This is a genomic window from Sorangiineae bacterium MSr12523, from assembly GCA_037157775.1.
In the GTDB taxonomy this organism is placed as follows: Bacteria; Myxococcota_A; Polyangia; order Polyangiales; family Polyangiaceae; genus Pendulispora; species Pendulispora brunnea.
This window is the reverse complement of the sequence record CP089982.1, coordinates 5,069,589-5,083,396: the sequence shown is the minus strand read 5'-3', so window position 1 is coordinate 5,083,396 and position 13,808 is coordinate 5,069,589. Positions and strand designations below refer to the sequence as shown.

Genomic DNA, 13,808 nt, shown 5'->3' with positions numbered 1-13,808 from the left:
TTCAGGTTCGCCACTCGACGAGATTGGTCCCCCACGAAAATCCGACCCCGAATCCACTGGAAACGATCCGCGGGTATTTGTGCAATGTCAGGCACCCCTCGAGCATGAGGGGAATCGACGAGGAGACGGTATTTCCGTAATCCTCGATTCCGAACGGTACTTTGGTGTGGTCGAGGCCCAAGGCCCCGCGCAGGAAGTCGACGATGTATTTCGAACCAGGGTGAAGCAAGAACTGGTCGACATCGTCGTTCGTCAATTCGTTTCGCCCGAGGATGCGGCGGATGCTCTCCGGGACCTCGCGCGCGGCATTGGAAAATACCTGGCGCCCGTCCATGTGAAGGCGGCGGCCATCGTCGAAAAGGCACTCTGTGCTTTCGGGGACCGTTCCGAAATCGGAGTCGACGACGGTGTAGCCCGGCTCTTTTCGCGAAAGATAGGTCACCGTGGCGGCATCCCCGAAGATGAGGGCGGTGCCGCGATCCTTCGGGTCGACGATGACCGAGTATGGATCGCAGGTAAAAAGCAGGCCGTCACCCTCGCCCAGGCTCTGGAGAAAGGCCGATGCGATGGCCACTCCGTGCACGTAACCCGCGCATCCCTGGGAGATGTCGAAGGTGGCGCATTGTTTTCCTGCGCCCAATTTGCGATGAACGATGGCCGCGGTGTGCGGGATTCTGCAATCGGGATTCTGCGTCACCACGCAGACCAGGCGCACCGCCGCGAGGTCGACGTGGCGGCGCTGCAGAAGGCTTTCGAATGCCTTTTGGCAAAGGTCGCTCGTCCGTTCCGTCGCGTCTTTGACGGCACGCTGGCGTACGCCAATTTTGTTTTCGAGGAATGCCGGCTGGATTTCGAGCCCCGGTGCGAGCTCGGCATTCGGCACGCGCGTTCGAGGAATGTACGTGCCGATGGTGGCAATGCGAATTCCGGTTTTCATGGGATGGCCACCATTCCTTCCCTGCGGCGCGGCGCGGGATGCTCCGCGGTGCGCAGCCCCGAGAGCCACTCGTGGATGGCACGCGCGGTGGTGTTCGAATGCTCGAGCAGCACGTTGAAGTGATCCCCGGGCACTTCGACGAGGGAGTGCGGCTGATCCCACGTGGCGCGCCAGTCGGAGCTCCCCTGCACCGTTTGATTCTCCATCCCGTCCACCGGCTCGGTGACGCGGGCGAGAAGGATCGGCGCGGCGATTTTCGAGGGCGCCCAATCCATGAACAGGCGCAGGTACCAGCCGTGGGCGGTGAATTCCGAGTCCGTCCAGGGAAGGGTTGGAAAGTACTTCATCCAGGAATGCCGGAACGACGCGATCATCTGCGCCGGCACGGTGTTCAGGCGGTACGAGTCGATCATGATCAACGCCGCGGGCGATGCCCCAACGTTTTCCAGTTCGTTCACCACGTCGTGGGCGAGCCAGCCGCCGGCGGAGAAGCCGACCACGGCGAAGGGCTTGTCCGAGGCCGTGCGCAAGATGCTCTGCGCGGTCGCCCGGGCGAGCGCAGCACGGTCGGCGGGGAGCGATTCGCCCTGGGCGAAGCCCTGGTGCGGCATGGCCCACACGTTGCGGATCCCGTCGAGGGCCGTGCCGAATCGGGCATAGGTGACCGCGGACGGAATGGGGACGATGGGCGCAATGCAGAACAGCGAAGGCAAAGAAGACGCGGCGCCGGCGCGGGCGATCGGAATGGGCTCCGAGGGGTAGTCTCGGTATTGGGCGGGGTTTTTGGCCTCGCGCTCGCGGCGAATGCGGCCGGCGACCATGAGCAGCTCTTCGCCGGTCTCATAGGCGTCGTTCTGGCAGAGGCGCTTGGCCTGTGCGACGAGCGCACGCAGGTTCTCCTCGTCGTTGTCCGCAGCTGCGGGGGGCGCTTCCGCCGGTTGCGGGCTATGCGTCTCCTGCACCTTTCGAGCGAGCAGGTCGGCCACGTTGCGGACATTGGTGGCCTGGAGAAACAGCGAGAACGGCACGGTGAGTCCCGTGGTGGCGACGACGCGATTTCGGAGCTCCAAGCCGGTGAGCGAATCGAGCCCCAAATCGAAGAAGTGCTTGTGCACGTCCACCTTGGAGGCGTCGGAGTGGCCCAGCACCGCGGCGGTGTGTGATTGAAGTACCGAGACGAGGTGCGCGGTTCGCTCGTTCGCGGGCATGGCCTGCAGCTTGGCGAGGCGCTCTCCCTTGGCCGCGGCATTGTCGGGCTGCTTCGCGGCGGCGTGCTGGACCTCGGGGAGATCGTGCAGCAGCGGGCGGGCGCGGGCCGCTTCGAAGACCGGGGCGAAGCGCGCCCAATCCATGTTGGTGATAGTGAGGTTGGTCTCTTCGTGCGCGACGGCTTGGCCCAAAGCCGACACGGCCAGCGCGGGCTCCATCAGCGCGACCCCGCGACGTTGAAGCCTTTCGGCGTCCGCTTCGTCCACACCCCCGGCGCCAGCCCAGCCACCCCAGGCAATCGACGTCGCCGGCAGGCCCAGCGCACGGCGATGCTCGGCCAGGGCATCGAGGAAGGCGTTGGCCGCGGCGTAGGCGCCCTGGTTGCCGCCGCCCCAAACGCCGGCGCCCGAGGCGAAGAGCACGAAGGCGTCGAGCGAAGCGTCCGCGAGCAATTCGTGCAGATGCTGCGCGCCGAGCGCTTTGCCCGAGAGGACCTCGGCCAAATCGGCCACGCGGGTCGAGCGCAGTGCAATCTGCGGGAAGACACCGCCCGCGTGCACGACGGCACGCACGGAGATGTCCCGCGCCTGGAGTCTTTGCAAAAGCGCCTCGACGGCGGGGCGGTCGGCGATGTTGCACGCTTCGACGGTGACGCCGACGCCAAGCGCCGTGAGCTCCGCAGTGAGGTCCGCAGCGCCCGGGGCATCGGGGCCACGGCGGCTGACCAGCACCACGTGCTCGGCGCCATGCTGCGCATACCAGCGCGCCACGTGCGCGCCCAGGCCGCCGGTGCCGCCGGTGATGAGCACGGCGCCCGTCGCCTGGAAGGCGCGCGCACTCGCCGCGTCGCCGAGCGGGGCGCGAACGAGGCGCCGTGCGTACAGCTTTCCATCTCGCAGTGCGAGCTGGTCTTCGGTGTTCGCGGAGCCCAAACGCGCGAGCCAGGGCGCGAGCGCCTTCGGATCCAGCGCGGCGTCGATGTCGAGGAGCCCGCCCCAGAGCGCCGGGTACTCGAGCGCGGCCACGCGGCCGAGGCCCCAGAGCATCGCTTGCACGGGGTGCTGCAGCGGCTCGGTGTCCTGCACGCGGACCGCGCCGCGGGTGAGGAACCAGGCGGGCGCGGAGATGCCCGCGTCTTCGAGGGCTTGCACGAGGCTGAGGGAGAGCGCCAGGCCTGCGGGCACGTTTCCGTGCGACGCCAGCTGTGTTTCGTCCCACGCCAAGAGCGACACGACGCCCCGCAGGGTTTCGTTCTGCGCGATCTCACGCAGCCGCGCGGCCAGCGCCTCGCGTTCCAGGGCGTCATCCCCGACCGAAAGCACGACGACGTTGCCGCCCCGTTGGGTGAGCGCACCGTTCACGAATGCGACACCGTCGTCGCTGGCCACGCGCTCGGGGACGACCAAGAGCCAGCGGCCGCGGAGATCCACCCTGGCCTCGGAGTGCGGCAGCGACTTCCACGTGATGCGGTAACGCCACGAATCGATGGTGGCCTGCTCACGCCGGCGGCTGCGCCAGGTCGACAGCGCGGGCATCAAGGCGGTCAGGGCGCTGCGATGCACGTCGTCACGAGCGCGAAGGGCGTTGCCCAGGGCCTCGATGTCGCCCTTTTCGACGGCCTCCCAAAACTCGGCATCCTCGGTGGCGCGTTCCTGGTGCGATGCGCGTGCAGCGAACATGCGCGGCGGGTCGAGCCAGAATCGCTCCCGTTGAAAGGCGTACGTCGGCAGGTCGACGCGACGGCCACCGAGGGGCTCGAAGACCGCGCTCCACGGCACCGCGAGACCGCGGGTGTGCAGCTCGGCGAAGGACAGGAGAAACCGTGCGAAGCTGCCATCGTCGCGTCGGAGGGAGCCCACGACGACCGGCTCACCCAGCTCGGAGAGCGTTTCGCCGAGGGGGAGTGCCAACACCGGATGCGGGCTCACCTCGATGAAGAAGCGATGGCCCTCGGCAAAGAGGCTTTCGGCGACCTCCCGAAAGCAGACCGTTTGCCGCAGGTTGCGGTACCAGTAGCCCGCGTCGAGCTCGGCCCCGCCGAGCCGGCGTCCCGTCACCGTCGAGTAGAACGGAACCGAGGCCGCACGCGGTGAGATCCCCGCGAGCCGCTCCAGGAGCTCTCCTTCCACCGCCTCGACGTGCGCGCAGTGCGACGCGTAGTCCACCCGCACCTTGCGCGCGAAGATTTGCTTTGCGCCCAGCTGCGCGAGCAAGCTGTCTATGGCATCCGGATCGCCCGACACCAAGGTCGATTGCGGGCTGTTCACACTCGCCACCGACAGCTGCGCGCCGAACGGCTCCAGGTACGGCCCGAGCTCCGCCGCCCCGAGCTGCACCGACGCCATAGCTCCCTTCCCCGCGAGCCGCGTGAGCGACTTGCTGCGCAAGGTGACGACCTTGGCCGCGTCCTCGAGCGTCAGTGCCCCAGCGACGAAGGCAGCGGCGATCTCACCCTGACTGTGGCCCACCACGGCGTGGGGCTCGACGCCCAGCGAACGCCACACCGCGGCGAGCGAGACCATGACGGCGAAGAGCACGGGCTGCACGACATCGACTCGTTCCAGCGCCTCGCCGGCACGGCCTTGCAAGACGGCCTCGAGCGACCAATCCACGTGCGGTGCAAAGGCCTGCTCGCAGGCCTCGATCTGCTGACGGAAGACCGCGGACGTCTCGAGCAGTGAGCGCGCCATCCCGGCCCATTGCGATCCCTGCCCGGGGAACACGAAGACGACCTTGTTGCCACCCGTCGCCCTCCGTCCCACCACGGTGTTGGCGGCCACATCGCCCTGCGCCAACGTCGCCAGGGATCCGAGCAGCTCCTCACGATGGTGCACCACCAGCGCGGCCCGATGATCGAACTGCGAGCGTCCGCTCATCAGCGAGTGTGCGACATCGACCAGCGCCAGCTCTGGATGCTTCTCGAGGTGCTCGTGCAGGCGTGCGGCCTGCGCCTGCAATGCGGTCTCGCTCTTGCCGGACAACAACACGGGCACCGCCTTGGTCGTCCGCTCGGCGGCCGGTTCGGGGGCCGGCTGTGCGGCGGGGGCTTCTTCCAGGACGATGTGCGCATTCGTTCCCGACACGCCGAACGACGACACGCCCGCGCGTCGCGGCCGGGTCGCATCGCGCGCGGGCCATGCCACCGCCTCGTTCAAGAGCCGAATGGTGCCCGGAGACCAGTCGATGTGCGGCGATGGATTCTCCGCGTGCAGCGTCTTGGGCATGGTCCCGTGCTGCATGGCCAGGATCATCTTGATGATGCCCGCCACACCGGCCGCCGCCTGCATGTGCCCCACGTTCGACTTCAAGCTGCCCAGCCACAGCGGCGTCTCCGTCGAGCGCGCCGCGCCATAGGTGGCGAACAGCGCATGGGCCTCGATGGGATCGCCCAGCCTCGTGCCCGTGCCGTGTGCCTCGACCACGTCGATGTCCTGCGGTCCAAGGCGCGCGTTCTCGAGGGCTTGCACAATCACGCGTTCCTGTGCGGGCCCGCTCGGCGCGGACAATCCCTGGCTGCGGCCGTCCTGGTTGATGGCCGAGCCCCGCACCAGCGCCAGAATGGGATGCCCATTCCGCTTGGCATCGGACAGCCGCTCCAGCAGCAGCATGCCCGCACCTTCCGCCCAGCTCGATCCGTCGGCCTCGGCGGAGAAAGAGCGGCACCGCGCATCCGGTGCCAGGGCGCGCTGGCGGCTAAACAAGATGAACACGCCCGGCGTCGCCATCACCGACACGCCGCCGGCCAGCGCCAGCGAGCACTCGCCCTGCCGCAAGGCCTGGCACGCCAGGTGAATCGCCACCAGCGACGAGCTGCAGGCCGTTTCCACGGTCACCGCGGGACCGTGCAGGCCCAACGTGTACGAGATGCGCCCGGAGGCCACGCTGCCCGCGCTGCCCATGCCGACGTAGCCCTCCAGATCGGGCGGGGCGTCGAGCATCGCGTAGTCGTCGTAGATCACCCCGATGAAGACGCCCGTCTGCGATCCGCGAAGGGCCTCCGGATCGATGCCGGCACGCTCGATGGCTTCCCACGACGTCTCCAACAGGAGCCGTTGCTGCGGATCGATGGCCAGCGCCTCGCGCGGGCTGATGCCGAAGAATCCCGGGTCGAACGCATCGGCGTCGTGCAGAAAACCGCCCTGGCGGACGTAGCTCTTGCCGAGGGCCTCGGGATCGGGATCGTAGATGCCTTCGACGTCCCAGTCTCGATTGTCCGGAAAATCCGAAATGACGTCTCGGCCTTCGCGCAAGATCTCCCAGAGCTGCTCGGGCTCGTGCACACCACCGGGAAAGCGGCAGCCCATCGACACGATGGCGATCGGCTCGTGCGATTTCTCTTCGAGCTTTCGCACCTGGGTTTGTGCCGCACGCAGCTCCTGAGTCACGCGTTTCAAGTACTCAGTGAGCTTTGCTTCACTAACGGATGACATTCGCAGTTTCTCCGAGGGTGTTGTCGATGATGCGAAGAAGCTCGTCCGCATCGGCCGCATCGACTTCTTCGTTGAAGGTCGAATCGTCCTGGCCATCGGCCGACCATGTCCGCAGCAGCGAACGCAATCGGTGGGTGAGCGTTTCTCGCAACGAGTCTTTGGCGTAGAGCGCCATGAGGGTGCGCTCGACTTGGTCGAGTTCCGAGGCGGCGGCGACGAGCGGCGCTCGTTCACCGCTGGGTGCGACCTTGCCGAGCAAGAACGTGGTGAGTGCGGCGGGCGTCGGATGGTCGAACGCCACGGTGGACGGGATGCGCAGCGCCGTCGCGGTCGAGAGCCGGTTGCGCAGCTCGATGGCCATGAGCGAGTCGAGCCCGAGCTCCTGCAGTGGGCGATGCGGCTCGAGGTTGTCTCGGGAGGCGATGCCCAAGACGGTGGCCACCTCCGTGCGAACCAGATCGAACACGGCTTCCTCGCGGGCCTCGGGCGGAAGCTTTTGCAGGCGTTGCTCGAGGGATATGCCGTTTTCCGTGTTGGCGGCACGCGCCCGTGCAGCCTTCACGCGGACGATGCCGCGGAACAAGGGATGCACCAGCGCCTGCCTGCCCATGGCCACGAGGTCCAAGGGGGCGGGCACGAGAAGCGCGTCGGGTTTGGCGAAGGCGGCATCGAACAGCGCCATGCCGTCGCCCGCGGAGATGGGCAGGATGCCGCTTCGGACCATGCGCTGGACGTCGACGTCGCTGAGGTGCGCGGACATCCCGGTCCTGTCGGCCCAGTAGCCCCACGCCAGCGAGAGGGCGGCGAGGCCGCGTGCCCGGCGGTGGTGCGCGAGGGCGTCGAGGAAGGCGTTGCCGGCCGAGTAATTCGCCTGGGCCACGCTCCCCATCACGCCGGACAGCGACGAGAAGAGAACGAAGGCCGCGAGGTCCATCGATTGGGTGAGCTCGTGCAGGTGCACGGCGGCGTCGAGCTTCGGGCGGAGCACGGCGTCGAGGCGCTCGGGTGTGAGTGCTCCCAGCACGCCGTCATCGAGCATGCCCGCGGTGTGCACGACCGCGGTCAACGGGTGCTCCGCAGGAATGGACGCGAGTGTCGCTTCGAGCGCGCCACGATCGGCCGCATCGCACGCGCGCACGGTGACCTGGGCCCCCGCCTCGGCGAGCTCCTGCACCAGGGCGGCCGCGCCCTTCGCCTCGGGGCCTTGGCGCGAGGTGAGAAGGAGGTGCCGCACCCCGTGCGCACGAACCAGGTGCCGTGCGAGGAGCGCGCCCAGCGTTCCCGTACCGCCGGTGATGAGCACCGTGCCTTCGGGATTCAGCAGACGCGGGATGGTGAGGACGAACTTGCCCACGTGCCGCGCCTGCCCGAGTGCGCGGAATGCGCGCGGGGCGAAGCGAACGTCGTGCGTGGTGATGGGCACGGGACGCAGCGCCCCGCGCTCGAACAGCGCCACGAGTTCGCGGAGCATTTCCTGGATGCGGTCGAGCCCCGCGTCGGCGATGAGGTCCAGCGCCTTGTACGCGACGCCGGGATGCTCGGCGGCGACGGTGCGGGGATCGCGAACGTCGGTCTTGCCCATCTCGAGGAAGCGACCGCCCGAGGGCATCAGGCGCAGCGAGGCATCGACGAACTCGCGCGCCAGCGAGTCGAGCACGACATGCACCCCTCGCCCGCCCGTGGAGCGGCGGAAGTGCTCTTCGAAGTCGAGCGTGCGCGACGACGCCATGTGGGCCGAGTCGAAGCCGAGCGCCCGCAACGTTTCCCATTTGCCCGGGCTGGCCGTGCCGAAGACTTCGGCGCCGAGGTGACGGGCGAGCTGGGTGGCGGCCATGCCGACGCCGCCTGCGGCCGCATGCACGAGGATGCGTTCGCCGGGCTGAAGCCGCGCGAGATCGACGAGGGCGTAATACGCCGTGAGGAACACGACGGAGACGCTGGCCGCGTCGCGGAAGGACCACCCCGCCGGCATCCGCGTGAGGAGGCGATGATCGGTCACCGCCGTGGGACCGAAGGCGCCGCCGATGATGCCCATCACGCGATCGCCAGGCGCGACGTGGGTGACGCCGGGGCCCACCTCGAGGACGACCCCCGCGCCCTCTTGGCCAAGCGCGCCGGGATCGCCCGGGTACATGCCCAGCGCGTCGAGCACATCGCGGAAGTTGAGGGCCGCAGCATGCACCGCGAGGCGCACGTATCCGGGCGCGAGCGGCGCCGCGGCATCGGGGTGCGCGGTGAGGGTGAGGCTCTCCAGCGTGCCCTTGTTCGGAATGTCCAACCGCCAGCACGGCGCATCGGCCGGGGCGACGAGGGCGTCGTCGGCGCGGGCCGCTGCGAAGCGCGGAAGAAGGCACCGGCCTTCGCGAAGGGCCAGCTGCGTTTCCGGCGCATGCAGCGCACCCGAGAGCGCGCGGCGCGCGCCATCGCTGTCGTCGATGTCGACGAGCTGGATGCGCTGCTCGGGGTTCTCGAGCTGGGCGGCGCGCACGAGGCCCCAGATCGCCGCGTGCGTCAGGTTGGGTACGTCCTCGCCGGTTTCCGTGGCGATGGCGCCTTGGGTGACCAGCACGAGCTGCCGCGATGCGAGCCGCTCGTCCGCGAGCCACGTTTGCAGGAGCACCAGGGCCGCCGCCGTCGCCTGGTGCGAGGCTGCAACGAGATCCGCGGACAGCGCGGCAGCTGTCGTGCCGGAGCGGCTGCGGGCGCCGCAGGGAACGATGACCACGTCGGGCACGCCCGCGCCGCGATCGAGCTGCTGCTTCAATGCATCGAGGTCGGCGAAGCTCTCGAGGCGACCTGCAGCCTCGTTCCAAGCTTTCGCCAGGCCGAGGGCATCGTCTCCCACGATGGCCACGTCGCGCGGGGCGGAGGCATCGGGCATGTCCGCCGCCGTCCACGTGATGCGGAGCATGCCGCTGTCGCGCGCCGGGGCGGCAGCCTGCACGCGATCGGCGGACGTCGGACGGCTGACGAACGAGTCCGCCGTGGCCAGGGGCTCGCCCGTGGCATCCGCCAGGACGAGCGATGTGCCGTTTTCCGTCCGTGCGAAGTGCACCCGCAGGCGCGATGCGCCCACCGCGCGCAAGGAGACGCCCTCCCACGAGAACGGGAGCTCGACGCCGCGCGAACCATCGGCCGGCGCGCCTTGGACGTACTCGGCGGCGAGCGCGTGGAGGGCGGCATCGAGCAGCGCCGGGTGAAGGGCGTAGCGCTCGGCTTCTTTGGCGGCTGCCTCGGGAAGCTCCACCTCGGCGAAGAGATCTCCACCTCGCTGCCAAACGGCGCGCAGGCCGCGGAAGTCGCCGGTGTACGAAACGCCCGTATCGCCCATGCGCTCGTAGAAGCCGTCGAGCGCGATGGCCGTGGCGTCGGCGGGCGGCCAAACGCGAAGGTCGCTGGCCGGCCCGCGGGGCGCGCCCTGGCCGAGGGTGCCGCTGACGTGCCGCGTCCACGGAGCCTCGGACGCCGCACCCTCGGCGCGCGCGTACAGCGCCATGGCCCTGCGCCCGGCGTCGTCGGGCGCGGCCACCGAGAGCTGGAGCAGCACCGCATCACCATCGGCGGGCAGCACCAGCGGCGTCTCCAGGGTGAGCTCCTCGACCTGGTCGAGGCCAACGCGATGGGCGGCGACGAGTGCGAGCTCGAGGAAGCCGGTGCCGGGCACGATAACTGTGCCGAAAACCGCATGGCCGGCGAGCCAGGGCTGAGCGCGCAGCGAGAGGCGCCCCGTGAAGAGGAACGCATCGGAATCGGCCAAGGCCACGGCGGCCCCGAGGAGCGGGTGCTCTGCGGAGTCGAGACCTGCCGAGGTGACGTCGGACCGGTGCGCCCGGACGCCGTCGCGCCAGAATCGCTCACGCTGGAACGCGTACGTCGGCAGCTGCACGCGGTGGGGCGAGAGCGGTCCGAACACGGTGTTCCAATCGACGGCCACCCCGCGCGCGTGAAGCTCCGCGAAGGACAGCAGGAAACGCGTGAAGTGCCCGTCGCCGCGGCGGAGCGTGCCCACCACGACGGGATCTCCCTTGGACTCGAGGGCCTCGTGCAGCGGCAACGCCAGCACGGGGTGCGGGCTCACCTCCACGAAGATGCGATGCCCATCGGCGAAGAGGCCCTCCGCCGCGTCTTGGAAGCGCACCGATTGCCGCAGGTTGCGGTACCAGTAGCCGGCATCGAGCTCGCTTCCGTCGAGCCGCGTGCCCGTGACTGTGGAGTAGAGCGGTACGCGGCTCGCGCGCGGAGTCACCCCGGCCAGTGCAGCCAGGAGCTCGTCGCGGAGAACTTCGACCTGCGCGCAATGCGACGCGTGATCGCCGCGCGCCTTTTGCGTGTAGATGCGCGCCGCCACCAGTTGGGCGAGCAGCGCGTCGATGGCCTCGGGCTCACCGGCGACGGTCACGCCGCGCGGGCTGTTGATGGCCGCCACCGAGAGCCTCTCGCCAAACGGTGCGAGGTACGATTCCAGCTCGGAGGCGCCCAGCTCCACGGCGGCCATGGCTCCCTTGCCGGAAATCTTCGTCAGGAGCCGGCTGCGCAGGGCGACGACTTTGGCGGCGTCCTCCAGTGAAAGGGCACCGGCCACGTAGGCCGCCGCCAACTCGCCCTGGCTGTGCCCCACGACGGCGTGCGGCTCGACGCCCATGGATCGCCACAGAGCAGCCAGCGACACCATCACCGAGAACAACACCGGCTGCACCACGTCGACGCGCTCCAGGGATGCGCCGCGTTCGGCCGCGCCTTGCAGCACCGCCACGAGCGACCAGTCGACGTAGGGCGCGAAGGCGCGCTCGCACGCTTCGATCTGCTCGCGGAATACGCGCGAGCTCTCGAGCAGGGGCCGCGCCATCTCGGCCCACTGCGAGCCTTGGCCCGGGAAGACGAAGACGACTTTGCCGCGCCCTCCCGCACTTTGCGCGCGCACGGTCTTCGGCGTCCCATCGCCGCGCTCCAGCGCCTCCAATGCAACCATGAGCTCGTCGCGATCGCGGACCACGGCCGCCGCGCGGTGCTCGAAGTGCGACCGCGTGGTGGCCAGCGAGTAGGCCACGTCGACGAGGGAAAGGTGCGCCCGCGCCGCGAGGAATTCACGCAAGCTCGAGGCCTGCTCGCGCAACGCCCCCTCGCTCTTGCCCGAGAGCAACACCGGGACGGCCACGCCGGTCGCCTCGGCCGCGGGCGTGGGTCGGGTGTGCGCGGGCGCCTCCTCCAGAATGACGTGCGCATTGGTCCCCGAGAAGCCGAAGGACGAAACGCCGGCCCGCCGCGGGGTGCCATCGTCGCGGCGCTTCCAGGCGAGGTTCGTGTCGACCACGCGCACGGGAAGCGCATCCCACTCCAGGTTCGGGTTGCGCGGCGTCGTGTTCAACGTTGCGGGCAACGTCTCGTGCTGCAGCGACAGCACCATCTTGGCCACGCCCACCAACCCGGCGCCCGTTTCCAAGTGCCCCACGTTGGGTTTGACCGCACCGATCAACAGCGGCGTCTGCGCGCTTCGCCCCTCACCGTACACCGCGGCCAAGGCCTGCACCTCGATGGGATCGCCCAGCGACGTGCCGGTGCCGTGGCATTCCACCACCTCGACATCGGCCGGTGCCAGGCCCGCATCGAGCAGCGCTGCGCGAAGCACCTTCTGCTGCGACGTGCCGTTCGGCGCCGTGATGCCGCTCGAGGCTCCATCGTGGTTGACCGCCGTGCCGCGAACCACCGCCAGGATTTCGCGCCCGCGTGCCTGCGCGTCACTCAAGCGCTCCAACGCCACGACGACCACGCCCTCCCCTCGGCCGTAGCCATCGGCGTCGGCGGAGAACGTCTTCGAGCGACCGTTGGGCGCCAGGGCGCGCGTGCTCGAGAGGACGATGAACAAGTCGGGTGTGGCGATGACTTGCACACCACCCGCGAGGGCGAGATCGCACTCGCCGCGACGCAGCGCTTGGCAAGCCAGGTGCAGCGCCACCAACGAGGAAGAGCACGCGGTGTCCACGGACAGCGCGGCCCCCTGAAGGCCCAGGGTGAACGCCAGCCGGCCTGCGGCAAACGCAGGGCTGCCGCCTTGAATGGCGTAGGTCGTCTCGTCCGTCTCGCTCGGCAGGGTGGCGTAGTCACCGGGCCCGACGCCCACGAAGACGCCCGTCGACGAGTCCTTGAGCAACCCCGGAACGATGCCGGCGCGTTCGAGCGCCTGCCAGCTCGCCTCGATGAGGAGGCGATGCTGCGGGTCGATGTTTTTGGCCTCGCGCGGGCTGATGCCGAAGAACGACGCGTCGAACAGGTCCACGCGATCGAGCATTCCGGCGTGCTGCACGTACGTCTTGTTCGGCGTGGCCGTCTCGGGATCGTAAATCGCATCGTTGTCCCAGCGGCTCTTGGGGATGGGAACGATGCCGTCGCGATTCTGTTCGAGCAGGGCCCAGAAGGCGTCCGGATCGTTGGCATCCCCAGGAAGGCGCAGCGCCATTCCGACGATGGCGATGGGCTCGTCGTTCGAGGCGCGCGCGCGGGACAGCTGGCCCGTGCGCGTCGAGGCCTCGCCAAGGGCGGACGCCAGCGTTTCGAGCAAGTACGTCGCCACGCGCGCGGGCGTGGGGTGATCGAACGTCACGGTCGTCGGGAGCTTGGCGCCGGTTGCCTTTTGCAGGCGACGACGGAGTTCGACCGACATGAGCGAGTCGAGACCCAGATCGAAAAAGCCCATCTCCGGATCGATCCGAAGGGGATCGGTGTGGCCGAGCACCGCCGCGGTTTCGGCCTGCACGAGCGCAATCAATTGCGGAAGTCGTTCGTCCGCGGAGAGCGGTCGCAGGGTTGCCGCGAGCTTGCTCTCCGACGGTCCCACGGCCGGGGCCTCGGCCAGGGCCTGTTGGGCTTCCGGGATGCCGTGGAACAGCGGCCGCGTGCGGGCCGCCGCGAAGAGCGGGAGAAAGCGCGCCCAGTCGATGTCGGCGACGGCGATGCTGACATCGCCGTGTGCGAGGGCTTGCCCGACGGCCGCCATGGCGCGCGAAGGCTCGATCGGGGAGAGGCCCCGACGGCGCATCTCGGTGACGTGCGGGTCTTCGCTTCCATGGGAAGCTTCGCGACCCCACGGTCCCCAGGCGAGCGCGGTCGCGGGCAATCCTTGCTCGCGGCGGTGCTCGGCCAGGCCGTCGAAGAAGGCATTGGCGGCGGCGTAGACGCCCTGCTGTCCCCCGCCCCAGACGCCCGCGCCGGAGGAGAAGAGCACGAAGGCATCGAGC

The 13,808-nt window shown here is 69.1% G+C and carries 3 protein-coding genes (1 of these 3 only partly in view); all 3 read right to left on the bottom strand.

Annotated features, from left to right (window positions below):
• Nucleotide 1: 1 nt before the first annotated feature.
• Tightly spaced (each overlapping or abutting the next), the 3 genes in view from LZC95_19285 to LZC95_19275 form a layout consistent with a single transcriptional unit that may run on beyond the window.
• Entirely contained in the window at nt 2-937 is a 936-nt protein-coding gene (locus LZC95_19285) for a ketoacyl-ACP synthase III (GenBank protein ID WXA98952.1), read from the bottom strand.
• Nucleotides 934-6,576: an SDR family NAD(P)-dependent oxidoreductase gene (locus tag LZC95_19280; GenBank protein ID WXA98951.1), complete on the bottom strand. Its 5,643-nt coding sequence runs from the start codon at nt 6,574-6,576 to the stop codon at nt 934-936. Before LZC95_19280 ends, LZC95_19285 begins: the two co-directional genes overlap by 4 nt.
• A protein-coding gene (locus LZC95_19275; GenBank protein WXA98950.1) for an SDR family NAD(P)-dependent oxidoreductase crosses the window boundary here: on the bottom strand, nt 6,563-13,808 show its final stretch. 13,016 nt of this gene lie beyond the right edge of the window; the window shows 7,246 of its 20,262 coding nt (coding positions 13,017-20,262); the start codon falls outside the window, past its right edge; it ends in the stop codon at nt 6,563-6,565. The genes LZC95_19280 and LZC95_19275 overlap by 14 nt, the downstream gene beginning before the upstream one ends.